Origin of the sequence: Streptomyces noursei ATCC 11455 (assembly GCF_001704275.1) — a bacterium.
Taxonomy (GTDB): Bacteria; Actinomycetota; Actinomycetes; order Streptomycetales; family Streptomycetaceae; genus Streptomyces; species Streptomyces noursei.
Map to the genome: position 1 here is coordinate 2,343,657 of NZ_CP011533.1, position 18,278 is coordinate 2,361,934.

Annotated in this window: 17 protein-coding genes and 1 tRNA gene; 12 read left to right on the plus strand and 6 right to left on the minus strand. The window is 71.0% G+C overall.

The window, feature by feature from the left end; genetic code table 11:
- Nucleotides 1–519: 519 nt before the first annotated feature.
- Together SNOUR_RS48270 and SNOUR_RS09775 are read left to right on the plus strand one after the other, a co-directional pair.
- On the plus strand, nt 520–654 hold the full coding sequence (locus SNOUR_RS48270) for a hypothetical protein (protein WP_312632278.1): 135 nt from the start codon (nt 520–522) through the stop codon (nt 652–654).
- Nucleotides 655–659: 5 nt separating this feature from the next.
- Nucleotides 660–848 carry a hypothetical protein gene (locus SNOUR_RS09775; RefSeq protein ID WP_067345669.1) on the plus strand — a complete coding sequence of 63 codons (189 nt, stop codon included), beginning with the start codon at nt 660–662 and terminating at the stop codon, nt 846–848.
- A 180-nt stretch (nt 849–1,028) separates the two neighbouring features.
- Here the strand turns inward: SNOUR_RS09775 and SNOUR_RS09780 are convergent, their stop codons facing one another.
- Nucleotides 1,029–1,625, minus strand: a complete 597-nt coding sequence (locus SNOUR_RS09780) for a hypothetical protein (protein ID WP_067345672.1) — start codon at nt 1,623–1,625, stop codon at nt 1,029–1,031.
- A gap of 203 nt (nt 1,626–1,828) precedes the next feature.
- Here SNOUR_RS09780 and SNOUR_RS09785 point away from each other — a divergent pair, with 203 nt between their 5' ends.
- Nucleotides 1,829–2,221, plus strand: coding sequence for a site-specific integrase (locus SNOUR_RS09785; RefSeq protein WP_067345679.1), 393 nt, complete (start codon nt 1,829–1,831; stop codon nt 2,219–2,221).
- Nucleotides 2,222–2,309: 88 nt separating this feature from the next.
- Here the strand turns inward: SNOUR_RS09785 and SNOUR_RS09790 are convergent.
- Nucleotides 2,310–2,397 (minus strand) — tRNA-Leu (locus tag SNOUR_RS09790).
- Nucleotides 2,398–3,068: 671 nt separating this feature from the next.
- On the opposite strand from SNOUR_RS09790, the gene SNOUR_RS09795 reads away from it, so the two are divergent.
- From SNOUR_RS09795 to SNOUR_RS09815, 5 genes are all read left to right on the plus strand, one after another.
- Nucleotides 3,069–4,712, plus strand: coding sequence for a thiamine pyrophosphate-binding protein (locus SNOUR_RS09795; RefSeq protein WP_067345681.1), 1,644 nt, complete (start codon nt 3,069–3,071; stop codon nt 4,710–4,712).
- A 13-nt stretch (nt 4,713–4,725) separates the two neighbouring features.
- Nucleotides 4,726–5,955 carry a formyl-CoA transferase gene (gene frc, locus SNOUR_RS09800; protein ID WP_067345682.1) on the plus strand — a complete coding sequence of 410 codons (1,230 nt, stop codon included), beginning with the start codon at nt 4,726–4,728 and terminating at the stop codon, nt 5,953–5,955.
- Entirely contained in the window at nt 5,955–8,108 is a 2,154-nt protein-coding gene (locus tag SNOUR_RS09805; protein ID WP_067345684.1) for an acetate--CoA ligase family protein, read from the plus strand. Before frc ends, SNOUR_RS09805 begins: the two co-directional genes overlap by 1 nt.
- An 80-nt stretch (nt 8,109–8,188) precedes the next feature.
- Nucleotides 8,189–9,592 carry an OFA family MFS transporter gene (locus tag SNOUR_RS09810; protein ID WP_067345686.1) on the plus strand — a complete coding sequence of 468 codons (1,404 nt, stop codon included), beginning with the start codon at nt 8,189–8,191 and terminating at the stop codon, nt 9,590–9,592.
- A 184-nt stretch (nt 9,593–9,776) separates the two neighbouring features.
- The gene (locus SNOUR_RS09815; protein WP_099055676.1) at nt 9,777–10,061 is read left to right on the plus strand and encodes a hypothetical protein; all 285 of its coding nucleotides are present in this window, start codon (nt 9,777–9,779) and stop codon (nt 10,059–10,061) included.
- 139 nt (nt 10,062–10,200) lie between these two features.
- Here SNOUR_RS09815 and SNOUR_RS09820 read toward each other — a convergent pair whose 3' ends face one another.
- Together SNOUR_RS09820 and SNOUR_RS09825 are read right to left on the minus strand one after the other, a co-directional pair.
- A complete protein-coding gene (locus SNOUR_RS09820; protein WP_067345691.1) occupies nt 10,201–10,587 on the minus strand; it encodes a chorismate mutase in 387 nt (128 codons plus the stop codon).
- A gap of 172 nt (nt 10,588–10,759) precedes the next feature.
- The gene (locus SNOUR_RS09825; RefSeq protein ID WP_067345697.1) at nt 10,760–11,443 is read right to left on the minus strand and encodes a GntR family transcriptional regulator; all 684 of its coding nucleotides are present in this window, start codon (nt 11,441–11,443) and stop codon (nt 10,760–10,762) included.
- A gap of 176 nt (nt 11,444–11,619) precedes the next feature.
- Between SNOUR_RS09825 and fdhD the strand changes: the two genes are divergently transcribed.
- The gene (fdhD, locus tag SNOUR_RS09830; protein WP_067345699.1) at nt 11,620–12,495 is read left to right on the plus strand and encodes a formate dehydrogenase accessory sulfurtransferase FdhD; all 876 of its coding nucleotides are present in this window, start codon (nt 11,620–11,622) and stop codon (nt 12,493–12,495) included.
- 33 nt (nt 12,496–12,528) lie between these two features.
- On the opposite strand, the gene SNOUR_RS09835 is transcribed toward fdhD, so the two are convergent.
- Nucleotides 12,529–12,972, minus strand: coding sequence for a MarR family winged helix-turn-helix transcriptional regulator (locus SNOUR_RS09835; protein WP_067345704.1), 444 nt, complete (start codon nt 12,970–12,972; stop codon nt 12,529–12,531).
- Between the two features lie 151 nt (nt 12,973–13,123).
- Between SNOUR_RS09835 and SNOUR_RS09840 the strand changes: the two genes are divergently transcribed.
- Together SNOUR_RS09840 and SNOUR_RS09845 are read left to right on the plus strand one after the other, a co-directional pair.
- Nucleotides 13,124–14,065, plus strand: coding sequence for a quinone oxidoreductase family protein (locus tag SNOUR_RS09840; protein ID WP_067345708.1), 942 nt, complete (start codon nt 13,124–13,126; stop codon nt 14,063–14,065).
- 220 nt (nt 14,066–14,285) lie between these two features.
- Nucleotides 14,286–16,223, plus strand: coding sequence for a sialidase family protein (locus SNOUR_RS09845; RefSeq protein ID WP_067345711.1), 1,938 nt, complete (start codon nt 14,286–14,288; stop codon nt 16,221–16,223).
- On the opposite strand, the gene SNOUR_RS09850 is transcribed toward SNOUR_RS09845, so the two are convergent.
- A complete protein-coding gene (locus SNOUR_RS09850; RefSeq protein ID WP_067345716.1) occupies nt 16,164–17,252 on the minus strand; it encodes a bile acid:sodium symporter family protein in 1,089 nt (362 codons plus the stop codon). The two genes, SNOUR_RS09845 and SNOUR_RS09850, sit on opposite strands and share 60 nt — an antisense overlap.
- Nucleotides 17,253–17,407: 155 nt before the next feature.
- On the opposite strand from SNOUR_RS09850, the gene SNOUR_RS09855 reads away from it, so the two are divergent.
- On the plus strand, nt 17,408–18,271 hold the full coding sequence (locus SNOUR_RS09855; protein ID WP_067358017.1) for a LysR family transcriptional regulator: 864 nt from the start codon (nt 17,408–17,410) through the stop codon (nt 18,269–18,271).
- The last annotated feature ends 7 nt before the right edge of the window (nt 18,272–18,278 follow it).

Here is an 18,278-nt window from a genome sequence, read left to right on the forward strand (position 1 = left end):
GATTTCGGCGGGCGACTGGACGTGGCATCTAGAGTCGTGTTCATCCCTCAGGGAGCGAAGGTGCCGCCGTGCCCCTTCCCGTGCCTCAACTGCCGGGCCAAAGGGCGCCAGTAGGTGCTCTGCCAAAGAGGTCACCTGATGACTGAAGAGGTATCTGGCATGTGGGTCTGCCACATCTGTTCGCAGATGACCGGAGTCTGAGACTCCCGTTCCTCCCGTGACGGCGGCGGCGCCGGGCGGTAGGGACGGGCAGCAGGACCCCCGACCGGGATCAGCCTTCGAGTACGGGCAGACGTGCCCGGTCTGAGCTGACGGGCTCAGGCTCTCGCCCCGGTCCGCCCTTCTTAACTGGGGTGCTGCCCTGGGCAGTGAGGGCAACGCTTCGGCCCCAGGGAAGCCGAAGCATCCCCGCCCCGATCGCTCAAACAGGAAGGGCTAGCGGTCGGGGCGGGCTGCACGACGGCGCGGGAACCGACTCCCCGCGACGCCTCAGTGTTCGACAGGAAGGAACGCGCGAGAATGGGTAAGAAGAACGAGGACGACTGGGACCCGCAGGCCAACCAGGGTCAGGCTACCGACCCCGATGCCCGGGTCTCTCAGAACGGTGACGTCCACAGCAGCATGGCTGACGACGAGGACCGCGAAGGGAAGTAGCGCCCGTGATCCACGGCGAGAACCTGGCGAAAGACCTGCGACGCGACCACGGGTTCGTCCACGTCGGACGCACCAGGGACGGCAAGGCCGTGGTCATGCGCAAGGGCGACAGGTGGACGGTAGTCCCTCTGCGCTGGCTCACTGAAGAAGCCGTGGACACTATCAAGGCTCAGGCCGGAATCGCTCTCGTCTGAGCCGTGGCTGATCGAACCCAGGAACGCCCCCGCCGCAATCAGCGGGGGCGTTCCTGGGTTCGATTCGAGAGGTCAGTACAGGTTGGCTCGGAGGGTGGCGAACGGATCCGCGGGACCATTCTGTTCACGCTGTGTCTGCGCCGGCGGCTGCGGAGCGTGAGAGGAATCCGTTCGGGCCCTTCATTTCTCGGCAAGGCTGACGACGTTGGGTCGCTCCTCCCGGTGCTCCGGGCCGGTGAGGCTCAGCACGGTTGCCGGACGGCCGCCGGTCCTGTGGCGCTCGGTCGTCACGTCGCCCATGTCGGAAAGCACGGCGTCGAGTTGCGCGGCGGGTATCTTCGCAGCCCGCATCAAATCACCCTTCTTGATCGCCCCCTCCCTCCGGATGACGGCGCGTACCTTGTCGGCCGCCGTAACTGGCCTGCATGACTTCCCGTCCTCAGTCGCAGCGACAAGGGCTGTCACTGACCGGACGCTGTGGCGCACGAAGGGCAGGGCAGCCGACAGCATCGCGTGCGTGATGGTGGTGGAGCACTCGGCCGCAGCGAGGCAGACCGCGACCCTCAACGTCTGCTCCTCGGTGCGTTGGATGAACACGGCCTGGTGCTCGGGGAGGGTGGCGTTCAGGATGCGCACGTACCGGCGCACCAGCCTCCGCAGGGGCTTTGAGTCCAGGCCAAGAGTCATCGTTCCGCGCCTGGCCGTGGCCCACGCGTATGCCTGTGCGAGATCCTCAACGTCCAGTGCGGGCAGGCTGAAAGTGTCGTCATCGAGCATCGGCACCGCGTTGAGCGTGATGGGAAGAAACCTGTTGAAGGTGCCCCGGCCGCTTCCTTCACCGACACATATTCGTTCCAGTCGGATGGGGTGATGTGGCCGTGCATTGCCAATGCCGGACCGACCACCTCCTGATGCTCCTCTTTTGTGGTGTTGCGCAGCGTCTTGCTATCCCACGCGATGCGCAGGTTGGGAGTGAGGGAATGATCGCGCCGGGCGCGCCGAAGAGACTCCGACCATTCCTCTTCGACTACCAGGGCCCGCACGTCTCGGCCGTTCTCCGTCTCGCCCGTGACGGCTTCAAGCTCTACAGGGGTGAGGCAGGCGGCCCCCAGGACCCCGAGAAGGTATCCGCGCGGTGGCGCACCCTCCGGAACCGGCTGCACCTGCCGGACGACTTCCGCATCCACGACTGGAGGCACAGCAAGGTCACGAACGATCTGGAGGCCGGGGAGAACCCCGTAGAGCTCTCCGCCAACGTCCGGCACCCCTCGCCGGGCTACACCATGGCCCGCTACCGCCACTCACGTAAGGATGGAGCGCGGAAGCTCGCTGCCTCCGGAGCGGGCCGACTCGACCTCTCATCCCTGGTCTGACCAGGGGAATCTCTGGGCCGTTGGTCACGTGGTTGGTCACGCCACCGCCCAGAAAAGCAGAAAACCCCTGATGAACAGGGGTCTCAGCTGGTGTCCGAGGGGGGACTTGAACCCCCACGCCCGATAAAGGGCACTAGCACCTCAAGCTAGCGCGTCTGCCATTCCGCCACCCGGACTTAGGTGGTCTTCGCGGGGCGTTCCCCGCGGCGACATGGACAACAATACCAAGGTTTCGGAGTGCCCTTCACCTGCGCATCCATGCCGGACATAAGGCGCGTTTATGGGTGATGGGGACGGGCGGACGAGGCGGTTGGGTCACATGCGCCCGGAGAGTGCGCCCGTCGCGGACCCGCACCCGGAGGTGGAGCGGAGGCGGAGCGACAGCCGGCCGACCGGCGCCGACGGGTGGCGTGATCGTTGCCGTTCCTCGCGCTCCCCCGCGCTTCCCCTGGACAACGGTCGGGGGATGCGGGATAACGGGTTCATGCAGCTTTGTCGACTGACGACTGTATACAGTCTTCTGAGTTCTGTATGCATGAGCGACGATCGGTGCATATGCAAATGAAGAGGGAGAAGCGGAAGAAGAACGAGACAAGCCGTACGAGTCGCATCAGCCGTACGAGTCGAGGTAGCCGTACGAGTCGAGGTAGCCGCACGCGCCGCACGCGCCGCAGCAGTTGCACGGCATGCGCCCGCAGGTGATCGGCGCAACGGAGAGTTGAGTTGAAGGGAAGCGATGTACATGTCTGAAGACGGTCGGGGCGCGGATCTCGCTCGGGGTGGGCGGGAGGGCGGGGGTGCCCGGGGGGTCGGGAATGGCGGTGCCGGTCTCGTTTCCGGTGGGCACTTGGTTGCCAAGGCGCTCAAGGCGGAGGGGGTGGAGGTGATCTACACCCTTTGCGGTGGGCACATCATCGACATCTACGACGGGTGCGTCGACGAGGGGATCGACGTGGTCGACGTACGGCACGAGCAGGTCGCCGCGCATGCCGCGGACGGGTATGCGCGGATCACCGGGCGGCCCGGGTGTGCGGTGGTCACCGCAGGGCCCGGTACGACGGACGCGGTAACCGGCGTCGCCAACGCCTTCCGGGCCGAGTCGCCGATGCTGTTGATCGGCGGCCAAGGGGCGCGCACCCAGCACAAGATGGGGTCTCTCCAGGACCTGCCGCACGTCGAGATGATGACGCCGATCACCAAGTTCGCGGCCACCGTGCCGGACACCGCGCGGGCCGCGGACATGGTCTCGATGGCGTTCCGGGAGTGCTTCCACGGGGCGCCCGGGCCGTCGTTCCTGGAGATTCCGCGGGATGTGCTGGACGCGAAGGTGCCGGTGGCCGCGGCCCGGGTGCCGCGGGCCGGGCACTACCGGGCCTCGACCCGCTCGGCCGGCGACCCCGACGACGTCCAGCGGCTGGCCGATCTGCTGGTCCGCGCGGAGAAGCCGGCGATCCTGCTGGGGAGCCAGGTGTGGACGACGCGCGGGAACGAGGCCGCGGTGGAGCTCGTCCGGGCGCTGAACGTCCCGGCGTACATGAACGGGGCCGGGCGCGGGACGCTGCCGCCCGGGGATCCGCACCACTTCCAGCTGTCGCGGCGGTATGCGTTCGCCAACGCCGATGTGATCGTGATCGTGGGGACGCCGTTCGACTTCCGGATGGGGTACGGCAAGCGGCTGTCGCCGGACGCGACGGTGGTCCAGATCGACCTGGACTACCGGACGGTGGGCAAGAACCGGGACGTCGATCTGGGGATCGTGGGCGACGCGGGGCTGGTGTTGAAGGCGGTCACCGAGGCGGCGTCCGGGCGGATCGACGGGGGTGCCGGAAAGCGCAAGGAGTGGCTGGACGAGCTGCGGGCGGCCGAGCAGGCGGCGGTCGAGAAGCGGTTGCCGCAGTTGCGGTCGGATGCCTGTCCGATCCATCCGTACCGGCTGGTGAGCGAGATCAACGAGTTCCTGACCGAGGATTCGATCTACATCGGGGACGGCGGGGATGTGGTCACCTTCTCCGGTCAGGTCGTCCAGCCCAAGGCGCCGGGCCACTGGATGGATCCCGGTCCGCTCGGCACGCTCGGCGTGGGGATCCCCTTCGTGCTCGCGGCCAAGCAGGCCAGGCCGGAGAAGGAGGTGGTCGCGCTCTTCGGTGACGGTGCGTTCAGCCTGACCGGGTGGGACTTCGAGACGCTGGTCCGCTACGACCTGCCGTTCGTCGGCGTCGTCGGCAACAACTCCTCGATGAACCAGATCCGTTACGGGCAGCGGGCCAAGTACGGCGCCGAGCGGGAGCGGGTCGGGAACACCCTCGGCGATGTGCCCTACGACAAGTTCGCGCAGTTGCTCGGGGGGTACGGCGAGGAGGTCCGGGACCCGGCGGACATCGGGCCGGCGCTGCGGCGGGCGCGGGAGTCGGGCAAGCCCTCGCTGATCAACGTGTGGATCGATCCGGACGCCTACGCCCCCGGAACGATGAACCAGACCATGTACAAGTAGGAGGGAGTCGGCCGTGTCCAAGGCACTCGACGGCATTCGCGTCCTCGATATGACGCATGTTCAGTCCGGGCCTTCCGCAACACAGTTGCTCGCCTGGCTCGGGGCGGACGTGATCAAGCTGGAGTCGGTCGGCGGAGACATCACACGCCGTCAGTTGCGGGACGTACCGGATGCCGACTCGCTCTACTTCACGATGCTCAACTGCAACAAGCGGAGCATCACCCTGAACACCAAGACACCGCGGGGAAAGGAGCTGCTGACCGAACTGATCGGCCGCAGCGACGTCCTGGTGGAGAACTTCGGGCCCGGCGCGGTCGACCGGATGGGGTTCACCTGGGAGCGCATCCAGGAGATCAACCCGCGAATCGTCTACGCCAGCATCAAGGGCTTCGGCGAGGGCCCGTACACCGGCTTCAAGGCGTACGAGGTGGTGGCCCAGGCCATGGGCGGGGCGATGGCGACCACCGGGTTCGAGGACGGGCCGCCGCTGGCGACCGGCGCGCAGATCGGCGATTCGGGCACCGGGGTGCACTGCGTCGCGGGCATCCTCGCCGCGCTCTTCCAACGCACCCGCACCGGCCGCGGCCAGCGGGTCAACGTCGCCATGCAGCATGCGGTGCTCAACCTGTGCCGGGTGAAGCTGCGGGACCAACAGCGGCTGGCGCACGGGCCGTTGACGGAGTATCCGAACGAGGGCTTCGGCGACGAGGTGCCGCGCAGCGGCAACGCCAGCGGCGGCGGGCAGCCGGGCTGGGCGGTGAAGTGCGCGCCCGGCGGGCCCAACGACTACGTCTATGTGATCGTGCAGCCGGTCGGCTGGCGGCCGCTCAGCGAGCTGATCGGCCGGCCGGAGCTGGCCGAGGACCCGGACTGGGCGACGCCGGAGGCCCGGCTGCCCAAGCTGTCGAAGATGTTCCAGCTGATCGAGGAGTGGAGCAGCACGCTCCCCAAGTGGGAGGTGTTGGAGAGGCTGACCGCCCACGACATCCCCTGCGGGCCGATCCTGTCGACCAAGGAGATCATCGAGGACCGCTCGCTGGCCGCCGACGGCATGGTGGTCGAGGTCGCACATCCGCAGCGCGGCACCTTCACCACGGTCGGCTCGCCGCTGAAGCTCTCCGACTCCCCCGTCGAGGTCCATCGCTCACCGCTGCTGGGCGAGCACAACTCCGAGGTGTACGGCGACGAACTGGGGCTGGACGGCACGGAGCTCCGACAGCTGAAGGCGGAGGGGGTCATCTGATGGGCCGGATCGATCTGACGGATCGCCAGAAAAGGGGCGTGGAAGGGGTTTTGGGCAAGGCGCGGGCTGCCGGGCGGCAGATTCTCACCGCGCCCGAGGGCAGGCTGATCGCCGAGGCGTACGGGATTCCGGTGCCCGCGGAGGGACTGGCGGAGGACGCCGAGGGCGCGGTGGCGCTCGCGGACCGGATCGGGTTCCCGGTGGCGCTCAAGATCGTCTCGCCGGACATCCCGCACAAGACCGACGCGGGCGGGGTGCGGACCGGTCTCGGTTCGGCGGCCGAGGTGCGCGCCGCGTTCACCACGATCGTCGCGAACGCGCGGGCGTATGCGCCGCAGGCCCGGATCGACGGTGTGCAGGTGCAGCAGATGGTGCCGGAGGGGCAGGAGGTGATCGTCGGGGCGGTCACCGATCCGACGTTCGGGAAGGTCGTGGCGTTCGGGTTGGGCGGGGTCCTGGTCGAGGTGCTCAAGGACGTCACCTTCCGGCTCGCGCCGGCCTCGACCGAGGACGCCGCGTCGATGCTGGACGGCATCCGGGCGGCGGAGGTGCTGCGCGGGGTGCGGGGTGCGCCCGCGGTGGACCGCGCGGCGCTCGTCGATCTGATCGTCCGCACCTCCCAACTGGCCGCCGACTTCCCGCAGATCGCCGAGGTGGACCTCAATCCGGTGTTCGCCTCGGCGGGCGGGGCGACCACCGTCGACGTGCGGATCCTGCTGAGCGAGGGCGCGCCGCCGGAGCGTCCGCGGCACACCCGGGAGGAGATCCTGGCGGCGATGCGGCGGCTGATGCGCCCCCGGTCGGTGGCGGTCATCGGGGCCTCCGGCACGCCGGGGAAGATCGGCCACTCGGTGATGCGCAACCTGCTCGACGGCGGGTTCCCCGGCGAGATCCATCCGGTGCACCCCACCGCCGACGACATCCTGGGCCGCAAGGCGTACCGCTCGGTGCGGGAGGTGCCGGGCGAGGTGGACGTGGCGGTGTTCGCCATCCCCGCGCCGCTGGTGCCCGCGGCGCTGGAGGAGGCCGGTCGCAAGGGCGTCCCGAACGCGGTGCTGATCCCGTCCGGTTTCGCCGAGATCGGTGAACACGCCCTGCAGCAGCGGATCGTGGCGATCGGGGCCGAGTGGGGCGTCCGGCTGCTCGGGCCCAACATCTACGGCTACTACTCCACCTGGCAGGACCTGTGCGCGACGTTCTGCACGCCGTACGACGTCAAGGGCGGGGTGGCGCTGACCTCGCAGTCCGGCGGCATCGGGATGGCGATCCTGGGCTTCGCCCGGACCACCCGGACCGGCGTCTCGGCGATCGTCGGGCTCGGCAACAAGGCGGACGTGGACGAGGACGACCTCCTCACCTACTTCGCCGAGGACCCGCACACCGACTGCATCGCGATGCATCTTGAGGACCTCAAGGACGGCCGGGCGTTCGTCGCGGCGGCCCGGGAGACCGTGCCGAAGAAGCCGGTGGTGGTGCTCAAGGCGGGCCGGACCGGTGCCGGGGCGCGGGCCGCGGGCTCGCACACCGGCGCACTGGCCGGCGACGACGCGGTCTACGACGACATCCTGCGGCAGGCCGGGGTGATCCGGGCACCGGGCCTCGCCGACCTGCTGGAGTACGCCCGGGCGCTGCCCGTGCTGCCCGTCCCCCGGGGTGACAACGTGGTGGTGATCACCGGCGCCGGCGGCTCGGGAGTACTGCTGTCGGACGCGCTGGTCGACAACGGGCTGCGGCTGATGGACGTCCCGCCCGACCTCGACGCGGCGTTCCGCCGGCTGATCCCGCCGTTCGGGTCGGCCGGCAACCCGATCGACATCACCGGCGGGGAGCCGCCGGCCACCTACGAGGCGGCACTCCGGCTGGGCCTGTCGGATCCCCGGATCCATGCCCTGGTGCTGGGCTACTGGCACACCATCGTCACCCCGCCGGCGGTCTTCGCCGAGCTGACCGGGCGGGTGGTGGCGGAGTTCCGGGCGCGCGGGATCGAAAAGCCGGTGGTGGCGTCGTTGGCCGGCGACACTGAGGTCGAGGAGGCGGCGGCCCGGCTCTTCGCGCGCGGGGTGGTCGCCTATCCGTATACGACCGAGAAGCCGGTGGCGGTGCTCGGCGCGAAGTACCGCTGGGCGCGGGCCGCGGGGCTGCTGCGGACCTAGGTCGTGTCGTCGCCTCAGTGAGCACGGAGAGGGCGGACAGCGGGCGCGCTGACCGGATTTTCGATTCCGAGGTGAAGGGTATGGACCGCAGCCAACGGGACGGCACGGAAACAACCGCAACGATCTATCAGGAAATCGTCGACGGCAAGGGGCGGGTCTACCGGGTCGGTGAATCCGACCGGGAACTTCTCGGCGGCCACTCGCGGAAACTGATGGTGTATCTGCCGTGGCTCGCGATGATGGCCATCGGCGTCGCCGAATACGCCTACGGTTCCGCCGAGGGCACGCTGTCGCGCGCGCACGGGTGGACGCAGAGCGACACCTTCTGGATTCTGAGTGTCTGGGTCTTCTGCCAGGCCGGAATCGCCTTTCCGGCGGGCTGGTTACGGGAAATCGGCATCCTCACCGCGCGCCGGGCCATGTTCCTCGGGGCGGTGCTGAGCCTGGTGGGCTTCGCGTCACTGGCGCACCTGGACGATGTGCTGGCGGCGATCTGCGGTTTCGGGGTGGTCGGCGGTATCGGCTCCGGGCTCGTCTACGCCACCTGCATCAACATGGTGGGCAAATGGTTTCCGGAGCGGCGCGGCGCGAAGACCGGATTCGTCAACGGCGGATTCGCCTATGGCGCGCTGCCGTTCATCTTCGTCTTCAACTACGCCTTCGACATCGGGGATTTCCAGGACGTACTGGACGGCATCGGGATCTACGTACTGATCGTGGTGGCGGGCTGTGCCTGGTTCTTCAAGGATCCGCCGAAGAACTGGTGGCCCGTCGAGGCGGATCCGCTGAAGGCCGGCGGGTCGGGGCAGGGCGCGGCATTCCTGGCGAAGAATCCGCCGGCGGTGCGGCAGTTCACACCCAAGGAGGCGGTGCGCAGCGGGATGCTCCCGTTGATGTGGGTGAGCGTGGTGCTGACCGCAGGCGTCTCGATCTTCGGGATCTCGTTCCAGGTGGACTTCGCCAAGGACGTGGGGTTCGGCCCGTTGGTCGCGGCCTCGTCGATGGGGGTGATGTCCGTCGTCAACGGCGTCGGCCGGGCCGTGGTCGGCTGGCTGTCGGACCTATGGGGCCGGAAGACGACCCTGGTGTTCGTGATCGTCGTCCTGGGGCTGGCCCAGTTCGGGGTGTTGTGGGCCGGGGACATCCACAGCCAGTGGCTCTTTCTGTTCTTCGCCTTCCTGTCCGGATTCGGCGGCGGCGCCTTCTATCCGCTCTTCGCGGCGCTCACCCCCGACTACTTCGGCGAGAACTACAACGCCTCCAACTACGGACTGGTCTACAGCGGCAAGCTGATCAGCGGTCTGTTCGGCGGCGGACTGGGATCGACGGTGGTCAGCGCCTGGGGGTACAACGGCGCATATCTGCTGGCCGGCGGCCTGTCGCTGGTCGCGGCGGCGTTCACCCTGCTGCTGCACCAGCCGGGTCGGACCCGGTTGCGCGACGTGCCGCCCAACCCCCGGCCGATCAGTAGGGAAATGACCTGAGCGGGGCGACACGTTCGGGTGCATTCCCCTTCAGCGGGGATCGGCGCCGTGTCCTGGGGGCGGCGGGGCCGTTTGGGTGTGTGCCGACGGAAGACGTGCCGCGAGCGGCAGAGCGCGCGCGCCACGTCCGTTTGGCCGGCGGTAGACGCCGCTTGATCTCTGAAGCAGAAAGGGACTGTCCATCATGACGTACTCCAAGGCCGCTGCGGTTGTTGCCGGCGCGGTAATGGCCCTGGGCGTCGCCGCCCCCGCGTTCGCCGACGGCCACCGGGGGGTCGCGACGGATGCCAAGAACCTGCTCGACAGCAGCCCGGTGGCCAAGAACGTCGTCAAGAAGCCCCCCGTCAACATCGACGCCGTCGTCAACGCCGTCGCCAAGACCGCGGACAAGCTGAAGACGACGCAGGACGCCGGCAAGTTCCCGGTCGGCAAGACCACCATCGGCAAGGCCTCGCGCCCGCGCCACTGACGGCCGCACGACCGGCCGGCGAGTGCCGGCCGGAGCGATGACGGAATCCCGGACGCCCCGTTCCTGCCATGGCAGGGACGGGGCGTCTTCCGGTGTCGGAGGCTTCCGCGGAAGCGGATCGCCCGGTTCTCCCCGGTGATCAGCCGGTGGGCGTCCGGGGCTGCTCGGCCCTCGCCTCGCCGCTGGTCACGGCCCGGTCGGCGATGGCGCGGTGGTGCTGGACGACTTCTCCGATGATGAAGTTGAGGAACTTCTCGGCGAACGCCGGGTCCAGGCGGGCGTCTTCGGCCAGGCGGCGCAGACGGGCGATCTGGGCGGCCTCGCGGGCCGGGTCGGCGGGCGGCAGGCTGTGCCGGGCCTTGAGTTCGCCGACCTGCTGGGTGCACTTGAACCGCTCGGCGAGCAGGTGCACCAGTGCGGCATCGAGGTTGTCGATGCTGCCGCGCAGATAGAGCAGCCGCTCCCGGGCCGCCTCGTCGGCGACGGAGGCCGCCTCGCCGGCCGCCGGTGCTGTCCCTTCGCTCATGTGCGTCTCGCCGTTTCTGGTCGGGTTCTGGGTGGTTCGTCCGTGATCAGGTGGTGCGTGATCGCCTGCACCCTACCCGGCGGTGGGCCGGTCATCTCCGCTGGTCTCGCGGATCGGACGGGAGGTGGGCAGGCGGGGGCGAGGATCGGCCACCCGCGAGGGCGCCGCCGCGTCAGGCGTCCTCGCCGTCGCGTTCGTGGTACGTCCGCCGGGTGTGCTCGGTGTGCGCGCGCATGACGGAGGTGGCGCGGGCCTCGTCGCCGTCGGCGATCGCCGCGATCAGCTCGCGGTGTTCGGCCCAGGACCGCTTGCCGCGCTTGCGGGCGACCGGGGTGTAGTACCAGCGCACCCGCCGTCCGACCTGCGCGGCCAGCTCGGCGAGGACGGCGTTCCCGGCCAGCTCGGTGACCTTGGCGTGAAACGTGGCGTTGAGCGCCACCGCGGTCTCCACGTCGTCCTCCTGGACGGCGCGCTCGCCCTGGTCGCAGAGCCGCTCCAGCTCGGCGATGCCGGCCGGGTCGGCGTGGACCACGGCGAGCCGGGCGGCCTCGGCCTCCAGCAGCGTGCGCACCGTCAGCAGCTGGTCGGCCTCCTCCTCGGTGGGCTCGTGGACGAAGGCGCCCTGGGCGGGGCGCAGATCGACCCAGCCGTCGGTGTCGAGCCGCTGGAGCGCTTCGCGGACCGGCTGGCGGGAGACCCCCAGGTGGCCCGCCAACTCGCTCTCCACCAGGTGCTGGCCGGGGCGGAGCGCGCGGGTGGTGATCAGTTCGAGCAGTGCCTCGTAGACGCGCTCGCGCAACGGGCCGGGGCGTTCGAGCTTGGGCACGGTGCCCTGTGGCAAGCCTCTGGACAGCATCGAGGACCCCCTCCGTCATTGGCTATCGTCTACAGTCTACCGAGCGCCCCCGCTCCCCCACAGGCCGCCGCGGCGATCCACCGGCCGGCCACGGTCCGCATCGGCGGCGCCGGACGCACGCACGTACCGGACAATGGACGGGCCATCACCACAGACAGAACCGGGGCTGATCAGACATGGGACGGGTCACCGAGCGACGCCGCGTCATCCGGATCCGCGACGGCGCGGTGAGCAGCCGGCCGGACACCCTGGTCGCCGAGGAGCCGCTGGAGATCCGGCTGAACGGCAAGCCGCTGGCGATCACCATGCGCACCCCCGGTGACGACTTCGCGCTGGCGGCGGGGTTCCTGGTCAGCGAGGGCGTCCTGGGGAGCGCGGACGAGCTGGCGAACATCGTGTACTGCGCGGGGGCCACGCGCGGGGCGGAAGTCGAGCCCGGGGGCGGCGGCAACAGCTACAACGTCGTGGACGTCCGGCTGGCGGACGGGGTCGTCGTCCCGGACCTCACGCTGGAGCGCAACGTCTACACCACGTCCTCGTGCGGGCTGTGCGGCAAGGCGAGCCTGGACGCGGTGCGGACCACCGCCCGCTGGCGGCTGGACGACGCCCCGGATCCCGCGGTCCGGCTCACCCCGGAGACCCTGGCCGCCCTTCCCGATCGCCTGCGGGCCGCCCAGCGGGTCTTCGACCGGACCGGCGGTCTGCACGCGGCGGCGCTGTTCACCGCGGACGGCGAACTGCTCGACGTCCGCGAGGACGTGGGGCGGCACAACGCGGTGGACAAGATCGTCGGGCGGGCGCTGCAGGACGGCCGACTGCCGCTGTCATCCGGCGTGCTGATGGTCTCCGGGCGGGCCTCGTTCGAGCTGGCGCAGAAGGCGGTGATGGCCGGCATACCCGTGCTGGCCGCGGTCTCCGCGCCGTCCTCGCTGGCCGTCGACCTCGCGGCCGAGACGGGGCTGACGCTGGTCGGCTTCCTGCGAGGGCGGTCGATGAACGTCTACGCGGGCGCGCACCGGCTGGCGCTGGACGCGGCGGCCGCCGCGGGCTGACGCCGCGGGCCGCCCTGCCCCGCTCCCCCCGCCTCAATCTCCCGGTGTCACGATCCGGGTCAGCAGCGCTACCAGTTGGGCGCGCTCCTCATCGCTGAGCGCGGCGGTCAGTTCGGCGTTGGCCGCGTCGCCGAGCCGCTCGGTGCGGCGCAGTCGCCGCTTCCCCTCGGCGGAGATCTCGATGGCGTTCTTCCGCCGGTCCCTGGCGTCGGGGGTGCGGGTGACCAGCCCGTCCTTCTGCAGGTCGTTGACGATCGCGACCATGTCCTTGGGGTCGATGCCGACGGTCCGGCCGAGTTCCGCCTGGGAGACCGGGCCGAGTTCGGCGACGGCACAGAGCACGGCATGGTGCATCATCCGCATGCCCTCGGCGGCCAGCGCCTCGGCGACCAGCCGGTGCCCGCGGGCGGCTGCGCGGCCCAACAGCCAACTGGGGAGGGCGCGGATACGGCTGGGGGCGTAGGGGGTGTCGACCATGGGGCCACCGTACCCAGGGAACCGTGGGTCCCACCAACGTAAGCGCCAGGGAGAAACCGTTGGACGTCCCAATGGTTTCGTGGTTATCGTTGGGGCAACCAATGAAACCGGCCGCGGTGCTCGCGGCTCGTTCCCACGGAGGTGACGGCCCATGCGCCAGGTGCGGTTCCATACCTACGGCGGCCCCGAGGTCCTGCGGCTGGAGGAGACCGAGGACCCGACGCCGGGACCCGGTGAACTCCTCGTCCGCACCGAGGCGATCGGCGTCAGCCTGCCGGCCGTGCGCCGGGTGCGCGGGGACGGCAAGGGCGGCGGCGATCCGCTGCCCGGCGTCGTCGGCGGCGAGATCGCGGGCGAGGTGATCGCCCTGGGCCCGGACGTCACCGACTTCGCGGTCGGCGACCGGGTCACCTCGATCACCCTCGCCGGCTCCTACGGCGAACTCGCCCTCGCCCCGGCCGTCCTGGCCAGCCGCATCCCCGACGGTGCGAGCGCGGTCGAGGCGGTGGCGCTGGTGCGCGGCGGGCACGTCGCGCTGGCCGCACTGAGCACCGCGGCGCCGGCCGCCGGCGAGTCCGTGCTGATCACCGGCGCGGCCGGCGCCACCGGCCACCTCGCCGTCCAACTGGCCAAGCTCCAGGGCGTCCCGCGGGTGGTGGCCGCGGTCGGCTCCCCGGCCAAGGCGGATTTCCTGTACGAGCTGGGCGCCGACGAGGTGGTGACGTACGACCAGGAGTCCTGGGGCGAGCCGGTCGACATCGTGCTGGACGGGGTCGGTGGGGAGCTGCTGCCGCGCGCCCTGGCCGCCGTCGCGCCCGGCGGGCGGCTGATCTTCTTCAACTCCGGCGGCGGCACGGTCCCGGCCTATGAGCTGTTGGCCGGAGCGAAGACCGTCACCGGGCTGACCATGCGGCGCTTCGTCGCCGTCCACCCCGAGCTGTACGCGCGGCACCGCGCGCAGCTGTGGGAGCTGGCCGGCACCGGCCGGCTGCGGGCCGCGACCCACGTCGAACTGCCGCTGGCGGACGCCGCGAAGGCCCACGAGATCATCGAGGCGCGGGCCAACCTCGGGAAGGTGGTGCTGCGGCCGTGAGGCGCCACGGCCCGGTGGGACGCGGTCGTCCCACCGGCCCCAGGTGGCGCACACGGCGCAGTGCGCCCGGCCCGGGAGAGTGAATTCCGGAGCGGGCGCGGAGAACCGACGCAGGCTCCTTGTCGCACCTCCCGCACGGCAGTAGCTTCCGTCACATCTGCACATAGGACGTTGGATGTCCTGATGACCCGACCCGATGCCTCGAAGGGCAGGCCGGACCATGACGTCAGATCTCCGCGCGCACCCCCGCCTCCGCCGCAGACCCCGGCACCGTCGTGCCCAGGCCGCCGCCGTCGCGCTGGCCGCCACCGCCCTCGCCGTCCTGGCCACGGCCCCGGCCCGGGCCACCGCTGACGCCCCTTCAGACGGCTTCGACCAGCAGGTGCTGTTCAAGGCGGCGTACGAGAAGGGCTACTTCTGCTTCCGTATACCCGCCATCGTGCGGACCGTCCGCGGCACCCTCCTCGCCTTCGCCGAGGGCCGGGTGCACGACTGCGGGGACGCCGGCGACATCGACCTCGTCCTCAAGCGCTCCACCGACGGCGGCCGGACCTGGGGCCCCCTCCAGGTCGTCAACCACGGCGACGGGGACACCCACGGGAACCCGGCGCCCCTGGTGGACCGCCGCACCGGCCGCATCATCCTCGCCGAGACCTACAACAAGGGCCGTACCGACGGCCTCAGTTGCGACGTCCCCTGCGACCGCACCCCGCATCTCCAGTACAGCGACGACGACGGCGCCACCTGGTCCGCACCCCGCGACCTGACCCGCAGCATCCGCCCCCGCCGCTGGAACTCCTGGTACGCCACCGGTCCGGTGCACGGCATCCAGCTCACCCACGGGCGGCACGCCGGGCGGCTGGTCTTCGGCGTCAACGCCGAGAGCTACACGGGTGGCCGGATCACCGCCAACCACGCCGCGCTGGTCCACAGCGACGACGGCGGCACCACCTGGCGGGTGGGCGCGCTGGACACCTGGCCGATCGCCCGGGACGGAACCTTCCGACAGAAGCCGTCCGAGATGACCCTCCTGGAGCGCTCCGACGGCTCGATCTACGTCAACGGCCGCGAGCAGGACGGCACCGATCTCGGCAACCGCACCGCCGCGGTGAGCCGGGACGGCGGCGACTCCTTCACCGCGCCGTTCCGCACGATCCCCGACCTCTACACCCCGATGGTGCAGGCGTCCGCGCTGCGGCTGCCGCGCTCGTCCGGCGACGGCGGCCACGGCCGCACCCTGCTGGCCGCGCCGGCCGACCCGGACCGCCGCCGCACCATGACCATCCGCTCCTCGTACGACGAGGGCCGCACCTGGGAGGGCGTGGACCGGGGCGCCCGGGTCAGCGCCGACTGGTCCGGCTACTCCGACCTGGTCGCCGTCTCCCGCACCGTCACCGGCCTGCTCTACGAGGGCGGCACCGCCGACGCCCGGGACGAGATCCGCTTCGCCCGCTTCACCGAGCAGTGGCTCGGACCGCGCCGTGGCCCGGACCCGACCACCCCCGACCAGGCCCCCGGTGCCCGGCCGGCCCTGGTCCTGGGCGGCGGCCGGCTCACCGACGGCCCCTTCGGCCGCGCGCTGTCCTTCGACGGCACCGACGACGCCGTGCGCCTCCCCTACCGCGACTCGCTCCCGCTGGGCAACCGGGACTTCACCTGCACCCTGTGGTTCCGCTACCGCGCCGGCGCCGGCGAGCAGCCGCTGCTGTGGATGGGCGGGGTGGGCAGCCGCTCCCCGCAGGTCGCCCTTGAGGGTGATCCCGCGCACCACCGGATCACCGCGCTTCTCACGGCCGTCGACGGCGCCCGGGCGCCCGCCACCGCCCAGGTCGCCACCGCCGGCGCGTACAACGACGGCCGCTGGCACCACCTCGCGCTGCGCCGCACCGGCGGCCGGATGCTGCTGACCGTCGACGGCACCGCGACGACCTCGGTCGCGGACGTCCCCGGATCGGTCAGCCGCACCTCGGTGTTCGGCGTCCACCTGGGCCAACGGCCGGACGGTCGGGCGCAGTTCACCGGCGCCCTGGCGCAGGTCCGCGTCTACCGCCGGGCGCTCACCGACGCCGAACTCTCCCGGGTCCGCGAGCGCAACGCCTCAGCGGCCGGCCCGCTGGTGCTCGGACTCCCGCTGGACCGGGTGGCCGCCGACCGCTGAACCGCCCCGGTCGGGCCCGGAGCCGTCGGGCCCGACCGCCGGCGGCGGCTCGGCGTCGGCCCGCGCCGCGTACCGCTTCGCCAGCACCGCGCACACCATCAACTGCATCTGGTGGAACAGCATCAGCGGCAGCACCGCCAACCCGGCCTGGGCGCCGAAGAGGACGCTGGCCATCGGCAGCCCGGCCGCCAAGCTCTTCTTCGAGCCGGCGAAGGTGATCGCGATCCGGTCGCCGCGCGGGAAGCCGAGCTTCTTCGAGCCGTACGAGGTGACCGTCAGCATGGCCGCCAGCAGCACCGCCTCCACGCCCAGCAGGCACAGCAGCCGCAGCGGGGAGACCTGGTGCCAGATGCCCTGCACCATGCCGGCGCTGAACGCGGCGTAGACGACCAGCAGGATCGAGCCGCGGTCGACGTAGCCGAGGACCTTCTTGTGCCGGGTGAGGAATCCGGCCACCCAGCGCCGCAGCAGCTGCCCGGCGAGGAACGGGAGCAGCAGCTGGCAGACGATCGAGACCAGGGAGTGCGCGGAGAAGCCGCCGCCGTCGCCGCCCAGCACTAGGGCCGCCAGCAGCGGGGTGACGACGATCCCCACGATGCTGGAGAACGAGCCGGCGCAGATCGCCGCCGCCACATTGCCGCGGGCGATGGAGGTGAAGGCGATGGAGGACTGGACCGTCGAGGGCACCAGGCACAGGAAGAGCAGACCGGTGTACAGGGCGGGCGGGAGCACGAAGGGCACCAGGAAGCGGGCGGCCACACCGAACACCGGGAAGACCACGAACGTGCAGGCCAGCGTGGTCAGGTGGAGGCGCCAGTGGCGCAGTCCGGCCATCGCCTCCCGGGTGGAGAGCCGGGCCCCGTAGAGGAAGAAGAGCAGGGCGACGGCCCCGGTGGAGGCACCGTCCGCGACGGTGGCGGCGGCGCCGCGGGCGGGCACCAGGGCGGCCAGGCCGACCGTACCGAGCAACGCGAGGATGTAACCGTCCACGGGGAGCCAGGCGGGCAGGCGGAACACAGGGCGGCGCATGGTCTCTCTTCGGGTTCGACGGCTCACGGGCGGTGGCATGGACGGTGCCCGCTCCAGACTGCCGGGCGGAACGGCAATCGGGAAGCCCTCTTACCGTGGTGACTGCCATCATGGATCACGATGAGCACCGTGAGCACCGTCGGGAGGCGTCGTCCGTGTTCGAACCCGCGCAGCTGCGCACCTTCCTCGCCGTGGCGCAGACGCTGAGCTTCACCCAGGCCGCGCACCGGCTGGGGCTGCGCCAGTCCACGGTGAGCCAGCACGTGCGGAAGCTGGAGGAGGCCGCCGGGCGGCGGCTGTTCGCACGGGACACGCACGCCGTGGACCTCACCGAGGACGGCGAGGCGATGCTGGGGTTCGCGCGCACCATCCTGGAGGCGAACGAGCGGGCGGCGAGCTTCTTCGCCGGGACCCGGCTGCGCGGGCGGCTGCGGTTCGGTGCGTCCGAGGACTTCGTGCTGACCCGCCTGCCGGAGGTGCTGGAGGGGTTCCGGCGCGATCACCCGGAGGTCGATCTGGAACTGACCGTGGAGCTCTCCGGCACCCTGCACGAGCTGCTGGCGGCCGGCCGGCTCGATCTCGTCCTGGCCAAGCATCGGCCGGAGGGGCCGCAGGGGCGGCTGGTGTGGCGGGATCGGCTGGTGTGGGTGGGCGGCGAGCGGCTGCGGCTGGACCCGCGGCGGCCGGTCCCGCTGGTGGTCTTCCCCCCGCCCGCGGTGACCCGGGCGCGGGCCCTGGAGGCGCTGGAGGGACAGGGCCGGGAGTGGCGGATCGCCTGCACCAGCGGAAGCCTGAACGGGCTGATCGCGGCGACCCGGGCGGGGCTGGGCGTGATGGCGCACACGCTCGGGATGATCCCGCCGGGCCTGGTGCGGATACCGTCCCGGGCCGGGCTGCCGGAGCTGGGCGGGGTGGACTTCGTGCTGCTGCACGGGGAACGGGCGGGGGCGGCGCGCGGCCCGGCGGAGGCGCTGGCCGAGGCGATCCTGGCGGGCGGCGACCGGCTGCACCTCCCGTAGGCGGCCG